The sequence below is a fragment of the Chthonomonas calidirosea T49 genome, from assembly GCF_000427095.1.
Lineage (GTDB): Bacteria > Armatimonadota > Chthonomonadetes > Chthonomonadales > Chthonomonadaceae > Chthonomonas > Chthonomonas calidirosea.
Map to the genome: position 1 here is coordinate 2,078,372 of NC_021487.1, position 17,671 is coordinate 2,096,042.

Sequence of the window (17,671 nt, forward strand, 5' to 3'; positions counted from 1 at the left end):
CGGCTCTGAGAGCCGTGAGAAAAGAGGCAGGAACATGGAAGATCGCACACAGATTATAGGCGCACCACCTACGCAGATGGGCGCCATGCCCACCCAAATGGGAATGGCGCAAACACAGATGGGAACTGCACTCCAAACTCTTGAAGTGGAGTGTATGTCGGGCAATCGTTATGCTCTTGCCGGCGACATTTCCCGCGAGCACGCTCTCGTTGTGCTTAAGGCCACCGGACAACAGCTTGGACGGCGTGCCCCCATCAACGTATGTCTCTGCATTGACCGCTCCGGCAGCATGGAGGGGCCTCCGTTAGAGTATGTGAAAATGGCGTGCGACTATGTGGTGGATATGCTTGAGCCGAACGATATTCTTTCCATCGTCACCTTTGAAGAGCATGTAGACGTGCTGATGCCGGCTCGCCGCGTGGTGAACAAGGCGCTTATCAAAGAGCATATCCATCGCATTGAGCCGGGCAATACCACGAACCTTTACGATGGATTAGTTGCCGCCTTCATGCAGATCGCCGCCGTGTTGCCCCAAACACAAGGCTATGTCACACGCGTGTTGCTGCTTACCGATGGTGAACCGACGGTTGGAATCAAAGACTATGGCACCATTGTGCAACAAGTTGCAGAACAGCGCGCTAAGGGCATTACCGTCACGGCATTGGGTTTTGGCCCAGAGTACAACGAGGAGCTTCTGGCAGGAATTGCCAAACGAAGTGGAGGCAACTATTATTACATTCAGCGCCCCGACCTCATCCCCGAGGTGTTTCGGCGCGAACTGGAGACGGTGATGTCGGTTGTCGCTCGAAACGTTCAGGTGCGTCTCCACCTATCACGATGGGTTAACCTACGCCAAGTCTACGGGCTGCAACCCTCTTTCGGCCCGCGCACCATCGAGGTAACCGTGCCCGACATCGAGCGAGGTACCTCGCGCACGGTGTTGGTAGAGTTGGAGTTCGAGCGTCATCCGGTAGGGATTTTCCGTGTAGCGAAGGCTGTGGTCACTTACGAGGACCTTCTTGCGAACCGACCCGGTCAGGCACAAGCCGACTGCGTTTTTGAGTTCACCAAGGACGCGTCGCTTTTGGCACAAGGGGTTAACCCCATTGTGCGTAACGAGATCGAAATAGCGCAGGCTTCCCAGAATCTACAACGCACCATCATGGGGATGCGTACGCAACAGCTCACGGCCATGGGAGCTCTTTCCGAACTGCAACGCACTCGCACCATCCTTATGCAAACAGGCCAAACAGAGAAGGCTCAACAGTTGGAGGCGGCCATGCAGTCGCTTCAGCGAGGGAGTGGCGACGTGGAGAAAACCCTCATGGGCACCATTGTAGACATCGAACAGGGCAAACGATAAGGAGGACACCAGACGATGACCGATGAACCCACCCGTATGATGGCCTCTCCGGCCGGGCCGGAGAAAACGCTATTAGCCACACCGGAGGCCGACCCCCTACGCACACAGATGGGCGGCACCACCGTTTGCCCCGTGTGTCATGCCACCACTCCTGCACTAGAAAGCTACTGTTGCGAATGTGGTTTTCTGTTATCAGGGCCTGTTCCAGAAAGCCTAGAGGTTGCTTTGGAAGAGGCACCTCCTGCAGAGCTCGTGGAGCTTGAAACGGGACGCCGCTACCGCCTACGCGTAGGAGATAACACGGTAGGGCGGCAAGGAACCGATGTTCTGCTTTTAGATGCCACGGTATCGCGAAACCATGCGCGTATTCACGTGGAGAATGGGCAGATATCTGTTGAAGACCTTGGCAGTACGAACGGCACCAAGGTGGGCGATCTACGCCTTACCCCCAACCAGCCAGTCTCTGTAACGAGTGGTACCCTGCTCCGTTTCGGTAACGTTCAGCTTCGCCTCGAAGTGCGCGGAGGCGAAACTGCAGAGAAGACGGTGGCCATAGCGGCCCCATCCTCCGAGACAACGCTGCTTGCGTCCGCTGCGCAGCCGGAAGAGACCGCCTCACCCGTAGCTCGGCTCAGAAAGTTGGAGGGGCCAGGCAACGAGCTGTCCGTGCCTGCCGGGGTTTCGCGCATCGGACGGCGTCCAACCAATGAGCTAATCGTTACTGGTGATGCCTATGTTTCCGGTTTGCACGCGGAGATACGGGTTGAAAACGGTGAGGCGTGGCTCATGGACGTCGGTAGCACCAACGGCACTTTTGTCAACGGAACGCGGCTAACTCCCAATCAGCCACAGCTTTTGGCAAATGGGGATGAGGTGAAGATCGGGCAGACAAGCTACCGTTTTGAGTGGGTCGAGCCGTCTCAGCCCGAAGAGCCCCCACAGGATATGCGGGAGCCTCAAGTAGAACAACCAAATGAAGAGGCAAACGATGCCTCCGAGACATAAGAAGGATAGGTAAGCTCTTGTGTGAGGGAAGTTAGGAGATCGCAGATTTTATTCTGAATGAGGTGAAAAACCGTTACCGATGACAGAGACGTATTCTACATCGCAGGGAGGCCAAGAGCCTACGGCGAAATTTGAGCGTGAGGTTTTGGTGCGAGGATGGCGTTCTTACGCCCCGCGCGCGCCGCGTTGTCTCCCCCTCATCAAGTTTGCTGCCCGCACGGACATGGGACAGGTTCGCGAAAACAACGAGGATAAGTTCGATTTTTACGAGCCGGAAGAGCCAGCTATTCTTGCGCAGCGCGGATGCCTCTATGCGGTCGCCGACGGCATGGGGGGCGCTTTGGCTGGACAGATCGCCAGTGAGCTTACCCTTAAGCGCCTGCTTTCGGCCTACTACGATCATCCGGCAGACGATCCGCATGTGGCCATGCGTGAGGCCATTTTAGAGGCAAACAACTACATCTACGCTTTAGCACAGGCCATTCCCGAACGAAACGGCATGGGCAGCACGCTGGTAGCGGCTGTCTTTATTGAAGATAGAGTTTTTATTGTGCAGGTAGGCGACAGCCGTGCCTATCTATGGCGTCGTGGACAGTTTCGGCAGGTAACGGTCGATCACTCCTGGGTAGAGGAACAGGTACGGGCGGGCGTGCTCACACGGGAAGAGGCCGAGCTGTCTCCTTTCCGCAATGTCATCACGCGCTCCATCGGTGCAACCCCAAACGTCCTGCCCGACTTTTATGACGAAAGCGTGCAAGAGGGCGACATCTGGCTCCTCTGTTCGGACGGTCTCACCGGCCATGTAGAGGACGCCGAGATCGCTGACATTATTGGGACGCATGCGCCCTCTGAGGCCACACGACAGCTCGTTGAACTTGCCAATGCGCGTGGAGGTCGCGATAATATTACGGTTTTTGTGCTCTCTATCCGCGCCGTAGTGGCCTATGAGGAGGCCCAAGCCTTTTTTACCGCCCCTCAGATGATGCCTAAAGAAGCGGCTGTAGACGACGGAAGCCTCAGTAGCACACCGAAACCGGCTGCCCCTTTCTGGCGCCGCTTTTTGCTCGGGTCATGAGCTGAGGCCGCAGAATAAGCTTCTCTTTTTGGGCGGTAGAGGCTGTAGGTACCCCATAGTTAGAGCGCATCAGTAGAACAAGCAAGCTTAAAGGAAGCAAGCCCTCTTCTATCCAACAAAGCGCAGGTAAAAAAGCCTCCCCCATCATCGAAGGCTGTTAAAACATAGCCATGCACGCCAAGCGCTTGAAACGGGCTGGTGATCTCTCAAAGGGGTGAGACTTGAATGATGCCATCTACAATACGTGCAACTTCGGGACGCGGGCTAGCAGTCGCAACACGAGTCTCTTCCTCAGGCGCGCGAGCGATCTGGCCGGCAATGCGAAGTTGCTGGGGACGCATGTTGCCCGCTATAATGCGTGCTCCCTCGTTTCCATAGCAGCCAGCATGCGCTAAACCGCGCAACGTCCCTAGAACCACAATATCTCCACCAGCAATCACCTCTGCTCCCGGGTTTACATCGCCACCGACAATCAGGTGCGTATGGTGGGTGAGTCTCTGTCCGGAGCGCACTGTGCCGGCATAGTAAAGCGCATTGTTTCCTGCGGCGTCCACACTCGCTTCGGTGCTAAGGGGCGCGCCTGGAGCCATAAGATAGACGCCCAGAGCTAGCCGACGGGCGGCCTCATGCGTGTGCATGTCGGTACTTACAACGGCCACAACCAACACCCCGTAACGATCACGTAAAAGTGCCACTAAATCTTGCAGTAGCTCGTAACTAACTTGACGCACGCCAAACTCGATGGTGATCTGCACTCCTCGTACCGACATGGAGGGTTTTACCTCCTCGAGTCGCGCTTCTATCTGGGCAAGGGCCTCTTCCCACTCTAAGTCGGCAGGCACCGTAAGCAGAAACTCCTGCAGCAAACCGTTATGCCACGGCTGCAGCGTTACCATAAACACTCCTTTTTGGTACAGAGTTTTCTACCTATTATTCGCCAAACCCTTCCAATATCCTGCTTAGTCTCCAAGGTCTCCCACAGCACGTATGTTCCAAAACCATGCTGCTTTTGTTGCGTGTTGATAGATACCAACTTATTTATCTAGATACAATTTTGCCATCTTACATCTTAAAAGCCAGTTTACGCCAAAAAAGTTTAGGGAAACGGTTCGTGGTCTTTTAGGCCAACTTCACAGGCAGCAGAGATGAGTTACAAGCGTCCGAACTTCCCTTTTGACCAGCCGCTGTAAAGCGCCCAGCCTATCCGACCGTGCTCGCCGGGTTTAAGGCGAAATTCGCGTCTCATTACCGCGCCGTTCACGCACCTTAACATTATACGTAGGTGCATTAAAAGCGATCTCTTGAATTCCCATCACACCCATCTGACCATCGTCAATGTCGAAAATAGGGCGGTTGTCTGAAAGGGGTGTTCCAAAGCCATACATAAAGACGCCGAAAACCTCTATCCGCCCACCATCCAATTTTAGGGCTTCGATCGCCCCATTTTCCCCCTAATGCTTCTCTGCCGATAGCCGATAATCAGGCTGATATTTTTCGGAGGTTTGCAATGGTTTCCATAAAGAGCACGAAGTATCTTTTAGGGATAATGCTAGGGTGTTGTCTACTTTTAATCCTTGGAGCTGGTTGTGGGAGCGGAGGAGCAGGCTCCATTCTCTTTAGTTCAAACGCCACCATTGGACTTCCCGGTGATCAAGCCGGTAACACCTCAGCAGGCAGCGTTACCGTCCTTCCAAGCAGCGGGGGATGCACCGATTCTACCTATCTTCCCAATTTTGCGACGGCGGATGACCCCGCTACAGGGTTGCCAAACCATCTCTATCACTGGACTCACTTTCCGCTTAACGTCTACATTGTGAGCAGTAATTTGGCTACGCCCGATCGTATTACCCAAGCTACCGATGGCTTCAGTTGGTGGTCACAGGCCCTCGGAGTGATAGGAAAGTTCAATCTGGTGAATAGCTCCACACAGGCCAACATCATCGTACAGTTTGAGAATATGGGTTTAACGAACTATGGCGCTATCACCAATTACACGGTGAACGGGAACGGCGAGATGCAAAATGCCACCATCACCTTTAATATGACCTACCTAACCAGCGTGCCTAACATCGCACCGGTGGCAGCGCATGAGTTTGGCCATGCGTTGGGGCTAGCAGGTCACAGTCCCAACGATACCGATGTGATGAGTGTTAGCGCCAACGTCTATAACCTTACTGGCCTTTCCCAAGCCGACATTAACACCATGAAAACGGCCTACTGCGGCGTTAGCCTCACGGTTTCCGGCAGTAAGGCGGCAGCACAACGTCTCTACTCCGGGTCGATTCCATTTTTGGGGACGGCGCGCAAGCCCGTTACGCATCCTCGCTCTGAGCTCCACAAACACACGGAGCAACTCATCGCTCCGTTCAGTGGAAGGTTTAGTGAAGGAAAGAAAACCGAGAGCCAGTTGATTGACCCTCTTCCTTGAAGAATTTAAGGTAAAGCTATGTAACCATTTTCAGGAGGCTTCAAGTGGCAGGGTTACAGGGGCTACACGCTCTGCGGAACGGTAAGCAGCAAAGGCCACCTCAACGGCACGCAAACCATCCTCACCGGTAATAGGAGCTGGCTTGTTCTCGCGAACGGATTCGGCGAAAGCGCCAATCAGACCGTCATCCATATTGCCGCCCCAGTTATGCCAGGTAATGCTTCTGTCACGATCTGAATAGAGCACAAGGTTTTGGCTAAACATATCCATTGAAAGAGTGCCCTTATCAGTAACTACCTCTAAGGTAACGTCACCCCAAGTGGGAAAGCATTTAGGGCGTGACCAGGAGGCATCTAGGGTAGCAAAGACGCCGTTATCGAACGTGAGGCTTAGAAAGCTTACGTCGTCAAACGGTTTATGCTCTATGCCGTTGCTGATCTCTGCATAGACCTGCTTAACTTCCGAGTGCGTCAGCCACCGCATAAGGTCTACCACATGCACAGTGTGATCGATAGTGGCCCCACCGCCCGATTCGGAGAGAATGTTGAACCATCCACCAGGGTTGCGCCCACGATTGGTGCCCCGAAAGGCCAGGATCGTGCCGGCATCCCCTCGATCGAGGCGAGCTTTTAGGCGCTGCATCACCGGAGAGTAGCGGCAGGGAAAGGAGATCATCAGCTGCACTCCAGCTGCTTTACAGGCAGCGATCATGGCCTCGCCATCAGCCATCGAGGTCGCGATGGGCTTTTCGCAGAGCACATGTTTGCCCGCTGCTGCCGCCATCTCGGTGAGCTTGCGATGGCGAGCGTTCTCACTGCAGATGACGACAGCCTGCACGCGCGAATCGGCCAAGAGCGCTTCATAATCGGGAAAGGCCTGAGTTTGAAACTGCTCCGCTTTCCTGCGCGCCCGTTCTGGGTCGTGATCGGCGATCCCAACAAGCTCCGTATCGGGGCGCGAGACAATACAGTGGGCGTAACTATCCGCATGAAGATGCGCAAACGACATGATTCCGATGCGCACCGGTTCCGTCGAAGCCATAAACTCCCTCACTCCTCTTCGCAGGTTTCTCTTTTTATTTTAATTCAACGTCATCTCCTTTTCTCCTGCACGCACGGCGATCTCCGGGTGAGAAAACGCACCGTTTTGACGGGGCATTAACATTCCCGACGCATTCCTCGAGTCAGATCGGCTAGCAAAGGCGGACGATGGAGCATCAGGGCGTGGCTATCTAATTGCCTCAAGGTCAGATCGGGATAAGAAGAGAGATCGCCCCATTTGTAAAAAAAGCGGAACCGGAACCGATGGACTCCTCTGTCTGACAGTTCGGCACGAGCAGAGGTACCAGGATGCGGATCGTGGTGCGCCATAAGCGCGTTGCGTAGGAGGGTTAGTCGTACGCGCTCCGAGGTGGCATCGGCAGCAAAAACGTCCGGACAGACGATTCCTAACTGGGAACCATCGTCAAGGAGAATCAACATGGCATCACGGATCGGCCGTTCAGCTCCATCATTCGCCCGCTCTAACCATCCTCCAGGAATACCATCGTATCGCCTTACTGCCGGGCAAGGAAGGGGGATAACAAGTTTAAGCACCTTCCTCGGTTCCATCCAACAGAGGCTGAGACGTAGTTCCACAAACTCTTCTCCTACATATACACGCCACTCGGCCCTTATAGGACTTGAGCAAAGTTGCCCCTCTTGAAGGAACGACCCCAGAAGAGGTCCTCGATCCAAGACGACAGGCTCTTCCCATAACGCTTTTCCGATAGGCTGTTCGACATAGCGGTCGATTCCATGAGACCACGTATCTGTAGGATCCTCCAAAAGGTCGAGATCGGGCGCTCGTAACGATAGAGAGTCGTTGAACTGAAGGCGCTTAGCGCTACAGCCCACCCCGCAATCGTTACAAATTACATGTTCGCTTATCGTAATTCCCGATGTTACTGCAGCAGGTGTTGCATTGGGCACGATGCGTGCGACGGTTCGTACCTCGCACGGCTGTAAACGTGTCCGAAAAAGCAGGCGGGTAAGCCCGTGTGAACAGGCTTCTGGCTCCATAAGCTGAAAGGGGATCGGCTGTCCTTCCGTATCCACAAGCTGCATATTTGCAGGCCATGCCTGCCAGTCGAGCCAAGGCTCATGCTCGATGTAGCCCTCGAAGGGACTATCGGAGGCGTTCATCGCGATAACTCTTTGGCACTCATCTGCAGCAAACGTTTGAAGGCGTTTGCGTAACTCAATGTGCAGCGCTTCCTCCGCATCAGCCGTAGCCGCTCCAACCTGTTCGAGGATCGTTGGATAAGCGGAAGGAATGCACGTACCTCCTAAGGTGTCGTGAAAGTGAGCGAAGCAGACGCGCTGCCAAGCGCGCCCATATTGCGCGCTTGAAGCGCCGTTTCGAGGCTCCTGCCAATCTGTTAGGAGGAGCTCGGCTTGTCGCAAGCGATGCTCGGCTCTCCTAATAGCAGTTTTAATAGGCCGATACACACTATAGCAGCCAATAGCATGGTGTTGAAGTTCGCCGGTTACAAGGGGTAGACGCTCGCGCTGCGCAGATATAGCCTCAAAAAACCGACGAGGAGAAGAGAAGATCATTCGCCAGCCAGAGATGGCTGTTGCGTGCTTCCTACACCAGGCAATTTGGCGCTCTGTGGGGCCGCCGCCATGATCGCCCAAACCCACAAAGCACATTGTGTGCTCTATGCCATCCGGTAGTTCGGAGAGCGCGGCCTTCACATGCTCCAAAGTAATATCGCGCGTTGTATAAGCACGCGCAATGCGAAAGACCGTAATCTCCGGATCGCCTTCAAACCCACGCCAACGGAAAAGACGGGCAGGCAGGGGCATCTCGTGTTCTTGAGGACGCATCATCACATAGCAGTCTTGGCCGAATTTCCTCAAGAGTCTTGGTAACGTGGCGGCATGGCCGAAGGAGTCGATATTATAAGCAACACGCGGGAAAAAGCCGAACTTCTCTTCTAAGTAGCGCCTGCCGAGAACGATCTGTTTTTCAAGCCCCCAAATGCTCGGCAGATTGCAGTCCGGTTGAATCCACCATCCTCCGGCGATCTCCCAACGCCCCTCTTGTACATAAAGGCGGATTCGCTCAAACAGCTTTGGGTCTATCTGCTCTACTTGGTAGAAAGCCCATGCTTCGCCTTGTGTGAAGATCAGATCAGGGTGCGCCTCAAGTTGTTCGCAGGCACTCCGTAACGTCGCCAGCACCTCATCCAGTCCAGCTTGCCAAGGCCATAGCCAAACGGGGTCTATATGGGCATTGAAAACCAGGTGGATGATCCTCTCCAACCGCCTTTCCTCCTTTTAAAAGCTCTCATACCAACTCATTTGCCTCCTATTGCAGATTTAGCTGCGCATGGGATGATAAGTGCGGAAGCCGCGTACCATTAGACCCTTTTGGTTCTCTTTGCGTGCCTCGGCAGCGCGCTTTTCGGCCTCCTGACGGTTCTCTACCGTCGTTGCCCCTATAATCACATAGTCCTCGGCAGCGCGGTAACGATGGATAAACACGGGGCGGGGCTTGTTGGAGCGATTCACCTGCGAGCCGTGAATAGTGCGCACGTGGAAGAAGATGGAATCGCCTGCCTCCCCGATAATGGGTAGCGTGCGCTCCCATGGCCAATCGCGCTCGTCAAGGCCGAGATGGGAAAAGGTGTCTATGTGGGGCAGCGTACCTAGCCGATGCGAACCGGGCACCACATGCAAAGCTCCATTAACCAAGTCGGTATCCACCACATAGCTCAAACAGGCCACAGGCCCTTCGTAACGATGCTCGAAGTAGGCCGAATCCTGATGAAGGTTTTTAGGATGCCCGCCAACCGGCTCTTTATAGAGACACTGTCCGTTTATGAACAGCTCGATGTTAGGGCCAAGAATAGCCTCGGCGATATCTAGGACACGTTCGTCGAAAGCACTGCGGAAAAAAGCGGCACTGGTGGTGTAGTTGAACGCCAAAACCATGATCTGCTTATCGCGCGGGAAGTTGGGCGGGGCTGGCAGAAAGAGGGTTCCATCGGGTGTTACCCATCCCTCAGGAACCTTCACCGCCTGTTCCAGCAGCGCAATGGCCTGTTGTGCGGCCGCTTCGATATCCCGTTGTATCTCGAGCAAGTAGGGCTTCATAAGCCCTCGAACTACGAAACAGCCGTGCGTGTGGTAAAGAGCTGCCGCCTTCTGCGGGTCGAGCGTATCGGCGTGCAGCTCAATATCCTCCACGCGCATGGTTGTGGGTTGGAAAGTTGCAGCAGATAGGGTCATATCTCTCACCTCCTAAAGAGTTAAGGAGGGCCTTTCGGCCCTCCGCTCACAAACCGATGGTGTTATTTCCCTGCTGTAGAAAGAGGGGGGCTGGGTTTTGTGTTGGCGTGAGCAAGACCTAGGGCAAAGCGAATGCCGCCTAAAATCAGCTGCTGATAGAGCGGATCGTGCCACATCTCTTGTCGGTGGCCAAGCACGGTATAGAAGACACGCCCCTTGCCGTAACTCTTGCACCATGCGATGAGATGGTCGCCCGGCTTACCGGCATCGGGGCTGCCATCGTTCGGGTAGTGGTTCATGGAGAGAATAACGTGTACTTTGGTGCGATCGTTGTTCTTGAGAATGTACATCTCGTCAAAGACGAGCCAGGTGTGGTCGTAAACCACACTATGGCCCTGCTGCAGCTGTTCAACCGGCGTATTAGGCCCTCCACCAGCCTTTTCTCCCTCCGCTATCAGCTCGCGAATGCCGGGGAAGTGGGTATCTTCAATGTGGATATCGGCAACACTCTGCGCATGATGGGTGAGGAATTCACCACCTAACATCTGAATGTACTCCGAAACCCCATCCTGCTGGCCAGGCCAAGTGTGGAAGGTATCGCTGGCTGAATGCATCCCCACAAATCCGTGTCCGTCTTTGATATAGTCGAGGAAACCTTGCGGATCGGGTAGCGGCAGCACACCGGTGGTGTTGGCAAACACCACCGCGTCGTACTTTTTGAGGGCTTCCGGAGTCATCTTCTCCTGCATCTCCTCATCGGTGCGCACGAAATCGGTGTCCCACTCACCGGTCTTCTCCCCCAACATCTGGATCACCTGCTCCGCCACGGGGATGCTATCGTGCCGAAAGCCTTTAGTGACGGTAACAACCAAAAGGTGCTTCATAGGTTTTGCTCCATGCGGTGTTGCGTTACTGACTGCGGTTCCCAGTGTAAAACAGAGGAGAACCGCCCCGAGGCTGTACCAAAGCTTCATCTCTTTTACTCCTTGTTCTGGCTAAAAACTCCGTTCTCTACGAGCGGAACCTACGAGAGTCATTATAGAGGGATCGAACCGATCTGTCAATAGGGACATAACAAGAAGTCGGTTACTGCTTTCTAAGAGACAGCTTGTCCCTTGAGAGAATCGAGGGATGCTCCCTCGGAACATGATGCCCGGCCGATAGGGCAGCCAATGCCCCCTTTAAGGCGGCATTGACGGCAGCGTTAACTTGAAAGTCTAGCGCACGATGGCTGAGACAATCGGACTGATATGGAGGACACTCTCCATATCACCTCAAACGCACAGGCCCCGCCTCATGCTTACTATGGAGAAAAGCAGATGGGAACCCTCCCATCTGCTTGCACAACGCGTGAATGGAGAGGAGTTAGGGCTTTTTCGGGGATTTTGGAGAGCGATGGGCATTGGCTCTAGCCTTATCCGCTTTCGCTTCTGCCCTTTCCTTGGCAGCCGTTGTTACCTCCACACTGTCTATTTTGCCCGTCTTCGCATCCACCATCACCTCTCGCAAGGTTTTGCCCGAGCGCACCATCACGCTATACTGCCAAACTCCCTCCTCATTTTCCAAAGCTACCTTACCGACGACGCGGCCGTGATAGCGTTTCAGCGCGATCTGTTTTGCTTGAGCCGCGCTTATTTTGGCCATAGGGGCAGCATGCTTTGTACGAGTAGGATGTTTTTGCGCAAGCGCAACCGTAGAGAGCATGATCGCCGCTCCAAAGGTAAACATCAACCCAAGAGTCGATCGTAACGACACCCTAATTGACTCCTTTCTTTTCGGATGGTCTATCCATTATATAAGAGCATCTCTTAGAAGAACCCTAAAGCTATCTGAGAATTCTTTCAGGTTACCGAGTTGGAACGTAGATGCCACCGGTTTGTTCTCGTACCGCTCTCTTTGGTACAATATCTTCATGTATCAGCAGTGGTTTCCGAAACGCCGCTTTGTAGCGATTGCCCAAGGAGCAACGCTCGGTTGGATATTGGCACAAGCCGGTCTACAGCCGGTAAAAGCCCTGCATCACCCACAAGTCACAACACAAGCCATGCCCCCTTCCAAAGCGCCTTTTACACGTGCCATTACTTTCCGTTACGTCCCAACCCAACCGGCTCAAACTGTGTGCGTGGCCGGCACCTTCAACGACTGGAATAAGTCCTCCTACCCGCTAAAACTCCAGCCAGATGGCAAAACATGGGTCGGCACCTACGCCATTCCGCCAGGGGTCTACTACTACCGCTTCGTTATTAACGGTGATACATGGGTCAGCGACCCTAATGCCCCCGGCGTAGACGATGGCAACTCCAACATCAACTCCTTGCTCGTAGTAGAACCAGAAGACTACGATCGGTATCCAGCTCGCGTAGGCGATGGTGTCATCACCCCCTCCGCCGTTCTCCACCACCCCGATCGATCCGACATCACTCGGCTTGGAGAGCGCCGCTTTGCGTTTGCGCTTCGCACACGCCATAACGATGTGGCCCAATGTTTTGTTCTCCTCGAGAAGGCAAATGGTGAGGTCACCGCTCATCCTATGGAGATCGTGCTTAAAGACCCCCTATACGACCGCTGGAGGGGCAGCGTGGACATTCCATCTCTTAAACCGATACACTACGCTTTTCTCCTAAAGGATGGCCCTACCACGTTGCGCTACGATGCCTCCGGACACTTGGCGGCTGCAAACACACCCCCACGTTGGTTTACTCTGCAACCTACTGCCTACCCTCTTCTGGTAACGCCCCTATGGCCTCGTGACGCCGTTTTCTACCAGATTTTCCCCGACCGTTTTGCCAATGGCGACCCCTCCAACGACGGGCCCGATGTGCAACCGTGGGGCTCTAAACCTACCGGAACCAATCGCATGGGCGGCGACCTGATGGGCGTTTTACAGCACCTTGACTATCTCAAAGATTTAGGCATTAACGCTATCTACTTTAATCCCCTGTTCACCGCGCGCAGCAACCATGGGTATGATACTACCGACTACTACCATGTTGATCCACGATTTGGTACTAACGCTCTGCTCCGCAAGCTCGTGGATAGGGTACACGCCATGGGCTGGCACGTGATCCTCGACGGGGTATTCAATCATACCGGCATAGACTTTTTTGCATTCAAAAGCCTTCGAGAGGAGGGCCCGCGCTCCCCTTACCGCGACTGGTACTTCATCTACAAATTCCCCATTGTAGTTGCCGAAGGACAGCGAACCTATGAAGGCTGGTTCGGAGTGCCTTGGCTACCTAAATTGAACCAGGCGAACCCGGCCACACGCGATTACTTCCTGCATGTTGGCACCTACTGGATACGCGAGGCGCATATAGACGGTTGGCGTCTCGATGCTGCCGACCAGGTGGTGCCCTCTTTCTGGAAAGCGTTTCGTAAAGCGGTGAAAAGTGCTAATCCCAACGCCTATCTTGTGGGCGAAATTTGGGGCGACGCGCATGCCTGGCTACAGGGCGATGAGTTCGATAGCGTGATGGACTACCCGTGGCGTGCCGCCGTGCTCGACTTCTTTGTGTTCGACACCAGCTCACCCTCTCGCTTCGACCAACAGCTTGCTCAAATCCGCGATTCCTACCCACCTGCCGCTAATGCCGTTCTCTTTAACCTGCTTGGCAGCCATGATACCGTGCGCCTTCGCACGCTTTGCCAAGATAATTGGCCTAAGGAACGCCAAGCCGTCCTTTTCCAGATGACCTACCCCGGCACGCCTTGTGTCTACTACGGAGACGAGATCGGCATGGAGGGCGGTAAAGATCCCGACGATCGACGTTGCATGGAGTGGAACCCGAAAAAGTGGAACCGCACCATCCTTCAGTTCTTTAAACAGGCCATTGCCCTACGTCGCAATACTCCTGCCCTACGCTATGGCGATTATCGGACGATCATCGCTGATGATGCCAGTGGGCTATTCGGCTTTGAGCGCACTTGGCAGCGGAGTCGCGTTCTCGTGCTGTTCAATCGAAGCGACCGGAGCCTTCAGCAAACCCTCCCTCTCAACGAACCACCCCAAAGCCGGCTTTCCTCTATGCACAACTTCCTTCGTACGCTCCTTGCCACAAATCGTGCGAGGGCCACATGGAAAGACAATCTTTTGCAGATTCAGCTGGGACCACGTGGAGCTATTGTGCTGGAGACCCAACAAGCTCCTAAAGAGCCTGCACGCACCGTGTTAAGCGCTAAAACTCGAAGCCGAGTTGGGCGATGAGGGAGCTAACATGGTAGTTGTAACCGGATAAAGAAGGGTCTGAGTTGGTGGTGCTCAAGATTTGCCAACCCAACGAGAACTTCATCGGGCGAGCGATGTAGTAGTCTAGCCCAAACCGTAGGTTCAGCTGGTTATTGCCTAAATAACCCGCCGTCAGCGAGTCGGAGTAGTCAAAGAAGAGGCCGATCTTTGCGTTGAGAGGGTAGTCCAAATGCAAAAGATAGGAAACGGTATTTGAGCTGGTATTGGTGAGACTATTTGTTGTGCTGCCGGAGCCGGATGTCGTTGTAAGGGAGGAAGCGTTTAAGAGACTTTTATTTGAAAGCAGGAGAGCATCTAGCCGAAAATTGAGTTTGCGGAAGAGCTTTCCCGCCACATCGAGAGCGAGGGTATTGATGCTGGAGTTGCCAAGCCCGCCAGTATAGCCAATATTTTGCATATCGTAGTTGAGATTGACCTGCAGCCCTCCTCGCAGGTTCCAACCAAGCTGCAGCTGTGTGTCGGTGCGGTTGCTGTTATAGAGGTAGCTTCCAATGCTGGAGGAGGTGAGAAAAGAGATGGAGGAGTGGAATCGGTCGTTGGGATTGTAAGATAGAGTGAGATGGTGTGTGCTACTGGTTCCGCTCAGGCTTGCGATGCCGTTATAGGCCGAAAGGGTGCCTCCGGTAAGAATGCCGCTGTAGTTGCCCAGGCTTCCAAGGTTGCTGTTATAGCCGCCCCCCAAATAGCTAGTGATCGGAAGCCCCGTTGTAAAACCAGAGCCGAGCGTAGGCGTGGTGCTGCCACCACCCGTGGTAATGTCGCGCATAAGGGCGTTAGCCGCGAGAAATCGGGCTGGCACAAGAAGGGGCAGCAGCCCTCGTGACACGGTTGTCCCGCCACTAGTAACGCCCGTAGCCGTGCCCGATGAAGATCCAGAAGAGGATGTGCCCGAAGAGGAGGTTGTAGGGGAGGTGTTGATGCTGCCCGTGTCGGAAAGAGAGTAGCCGTACTGAAGGGAGATGCCGTGATGAAGATTGAAGGTAGCATTGATCTGCGCATTCCGCGCTACAGAGTTGCCCGCAAAGAGACCTTGGTTGCTCACCTGGCTGTTCGTAAGGCTTGTATTTAGGTGGAACCAATGGTTAGGATTCCAGTTGATCCCCAAGTTCTCCGAAAGCACATTGGTGCTGCTGTTAACAAGCTGGGTGGAGGTGCCCTGCCCGCTGTTGCTAGAAGAGGTGGTAGCTGCCAAAAGCGAATAGAGCGACTGAGACTGATTGGCATTGGAAGAGACACCCAATTGAAAGCCCAATGTGCCCAGAGTATAGTTCATTTGCAGGCTATCGGTGCGGTTAGAGCTGCTTCCCCCCTGAGCGAAAAGGGTGCTCATGGTGCTGTGGCTTAAGCTTAGAGTGCCGTTTCGGGCGAAGTTATAGTTGATATTGCCGGTGAACTGGTGATAGTTGTCGTTCCCAGTGGGCAGAATAGCTGAGTAGCCAGGTTGATAGATCGCGGAGGTGTAGGAGGGTTGCTTGGCAGTTTGCCAGTCGAAGTTCATATGCAAACGGCTTGAGGGCGTGTAGTCCGATGCGATCTCGATGGACTTCTCATTTCTATTGAAGCCTGGGCTTGCGATGGCCGAGAAGGTCGCGCCGATGTCGCGCACCGTGATGTCGGTGTGAAGCGAGCGAAGCGGATTAAGGCTGGCACGTAGTTGTACGGCCTTGCCTTGAACGCCTTGCCCGGAAAGGGTAAGGCCAGACATGGCGGTTTCCAACGTGAGACTGCCAAGACGTCCTAGTCCCAAACCGCCGTCGAGCCCGAGCACCGTCTGATTGCTGGGGATAGGGTTGGTATTGAGAGGAGTGTATTGAATGGTGACTACCTCGCTGGTGGGAACGCCGGCGACCAGGTGAATCTGGTTACGATAGACGGGGTCTATCGTGAAATCCACTCCTTGCACCTGAGGAACCCCGTTCACCTTAACGATGATCGGTTTAGAGGTATCTATTGGGTAGTCCAACACATAAGGTGACAGCGGGGTAGGATTTCCGTAGAACTGCTGGGTACGCTGCGCGAGGCTGGCACTTCCGGGGGCCAATTGAGCGAGATAGGTAAAGCCAACGTGGTCGCTGCTATGCGGAGTGTACTCTAGGCGAAAACCGTAGATAGACCCGCTACTCTGACCGTAGTCTAGCGTCTCATAGGAGACGGCTATGGTGGAGGAGCTCGGAATGATCAATCCGTTGAGAAACTGCAGCTCTCCAGTATCGGTGTCGAGGGTGTAGTCCTTCCCAAGCGTCATCGGCTTGTTATCTACCCGCACCTGCACACTGCCCTGCACTATCTGACCGGTGTACACATAGTAGGGGCCAGAAGAGTTATTGCCCTGGATCACCAGGGTTCTAGGGGTCGCCTTGTTGTGAGAGAAAAGGGTGGTCGTATGCCATAGGCGCGACCAGTCGTTCGTGATCTCAACCCCATTGAGATAGCGATTGAAATCTATGAGAGAGTTGCCATGAATGCCGGCGTTGATATCGCCTGCAAGCAGATGCAAAGAGGGTGTTTTATAATCTATCTGAACTCGGTTTTGATCGGGGCTTTGGTAAAGATAGTTGCTGATATGGGTTTGATAGTGCAAGGCGTGAAACAGAGTGGCATCAATGGTAATGTCGGTATCGTTGTAGAACCCTCCGCCTCCACGGCCAAAGTACTCATCGCTATAGAACGCGCTGCTAGCCTGATTTCCTCCCCGTATGTTGTCGTCGCGCAAGGTGAAGGTTGAGTGGCCGCTGATCTTGATCTCCGATCCGGTCTCCTTGCCCAGCTTCGCGAGCCAGCTTCCCAAAGAGCCTAGAAAGCCCTGGGTTCGGGGCTTCGCTGATGTAGAGGACGCAGCTGCAGCAGTGGCGGCAGGCAGGGTAAAGCCTGGTAAGACACCGAGTGGGATGCGAGCTGGCTGCACGTTCGGTGGTCCCATACGGGTGGTGTCTAGCACCTGCCCACCATTGCCGTATTTGCTGGCGATGTCCAGAGCGCGCATGGCCTCCCAAAGGGTGCGTGGTGCAACGGAGAACGCAGGCAGACGAGGCGCGGAGCCCGTGGAGGCACGGGTCGGTGGTGCCGACTGCGTGGCCGCCGGTTGTGGTGGGGCCGCAGGTGCGGTATCTCCCGCTTTGGCCAGCACGGGTTCCATACAAAGAAGAGCCATCACCAATGTAGAAGGTTTTTTACGAACTGAGAACATAGCCCCTTTTCCACGCTCTCGGCACAGCGGCATCCTTTTCGTAGTTTGAGGCATGGGGGATGCGCTCTTCACTGTCTAGTTTCGCAATAA

The 17,671-nt window shown here is 54.3% G+C and carries 12 protein-coding genes; 5 read left to right on the forward strand and 7 right to left on the reverse strand.

The window, feature by feature from the left end:
* Window positions 1-34: 34 nt before the first annotated feature.
* From CCALI_RS08630 to CCALI_RS08640, 3 genes are all read left to right on the forward strand, one after another.
* Window positions 35-1,363 (forward strand): vWA domain-containing protein, encoded by a 1,329-nt coding sequence (locus tag CCALI_RS08630; RefSeq protein WP_016483093.1) that lies wholly within the window; start codon window positions 35-37, stop codon window positions 1,361-1,363.
* Between the two features lie 15 nt (window positions 1,364-1,378).
* On the forward strand, window positions 1,379-2,368 hold the full coding sequence (locus CCALI_RS08635) for an FHA domain-containing protein (protein WP_016483094.1): 990 nt from the start codon (window positions 1,379-1,381) through the stop codon (window positions 2,366-2,368).
* A gap of 79 nt (window positions 2,369-2,447) precedes the next feature.
* On the forward strand, window positions 2,448-3,443 hold the full coding sequence (locus CCALI_RS08640) for a Stp1/IreP family PP2C-type Ser/Thr phosphatase (protein ID WP_016483095.1): 996 nt from the start codon (window positions 2,448-2,450) through the stop codon (window positions 3,441-3,443).
* Window positions 3,444-3,649: 206 nt separating this feature from the next.
* Here CCALI_RS08640 and minC read toward each other — a convergent pair whose 3' ends face one another.
* Complete coding sequence (minC, locus tag CCALI_RS15175) at window positions 3,650-4,339, reverse strand: septum site-determining protein MinC (protein ID WP_016483096.1); 690 nt, start codon at window positions 4,337-4,339, stop codon at window positions 3,650-3,652.
* Between the two features lie 611 nt (window positions 4,340-4,950).
* Here minC and CCALI_RS08650 point away from each other — a divergent pair.
* A complete protein-coding gene (locus CCALI_RS08650; RefSeq protein WP_016483098.1) occupies window positions 4,951-5,871 on the forward strand; it encodes a matrixin family metalloprotease in 921 nt (306 codons plus the stop codon).
* A 30-nt stretch (window positions 5,872-5,901) separates the two neighbouring features.
* Here the strand turns inward: CCALI_RS08650 and CCALI_RS08655 are convergent, their stop codons facing one another.
* The 5 genes from CCALI_RS08655 to CCALI_RS08675 all read right to left on the reverse strand — a co-directional run bounded on the left by CCALI_RS08655 (window position 5,902) and on the right by CCALI_RS08675 (window position 11,903).
* Window positions 5,902-6,912: a Gfo/Idh/MocA family protein gene (locus CCALI_RS08655; RefSeq protein ID WP_016483099.1), complete on the reverse strand. Its 1,011-nt coding sequence runs from the start codon at window positions 6,910-6,912 to the stop codon at window positions 5,902-5,904.
* Window positions 6,913-7,028: 116 nt separating this feature from the next.
* The gene (locus CCALI_RS08660; protein ID WP_016483100.1) at window positions 7,029-9,179 is read right to left on the reverse strand and encodes a glycoside hydrolase family 38 N-terminal domain-containing protein; all 2,151 of its coding nucleotides are present in this window, start codon (window positions 9,177-9,179) and stop codon (window positions 7,029-7,031) included.
* A 57-nt stretch (window positions 9,180-9,236) separates the two neighbouring features.
* Window positions 9,237-10,148, reverse strand: coding sequence for a phytanoyl-CoA dioxygenase family protein (locus CCALI_RS08665; RefSeq protein ID WP_016483101.1), 912 nt, complete (start codon window positions 10,146-10,148; stop codon window positions 9,237-9,239).
* A gap of 62 nt (window positions 10,149-10,210) precedes the next feature.
* A complete protein-coding gene (locus tag CCALI_RS08670; protein WP_172636645.1) occupies window positions 10,211-11,032 on the reverse strand; it encodes a ThuA domain-containing protein in 822 nt (273 codons plus the stop codon).
* Between the two features lie 481 nt (window positions 11,033-11,513).
* A complete protein-coding gene (locus CCALI_RS08675; RefSeq protein ID WP_016483103.1) occupies window positions 11,514-11,903 on the reverse strand; it encodes a PepSY domain-containing protein in 390 nt (129 codons plus the stop codon).
* Window positions 11,904-12,060: 157 nt separating this feature from the next.
* Here CCALI_RS08675 and CCALI_RS15180 point away from each other — a divergent pair, with 157 nt between their 5' ends.
* Complete coding sequence (locus CCALI_RS15180; protein WP_016483104.1) at window positions 12,061-14,352, forward strand: alpha amylase N-terminal ig-like domain-containing protein; 2,292 nt, start codon at window positions 12,061-12,063, stop codon at window positions 14,350-14,352.
* Here the strand turns inward: CCALI_RS15180 and CCALI_RS08685 are convergent.
* Window positions 14,324-17,581, reverse strand: a complete 3,258-nt coding sequence (locus CCALI_RS08685) for a hypothetical protein (protein WP_156415941.1) — start codon at window positions 17,579-17,581, stop codon at window positions 14,324-14,326. The two genes, CCALI_RS15180 and CCALI_RS08685, sit on opposite strands and share 29 nt — an antisense overlap.
* Window positions 17,582-17,671: the final 90 nt, after the last annotated feature.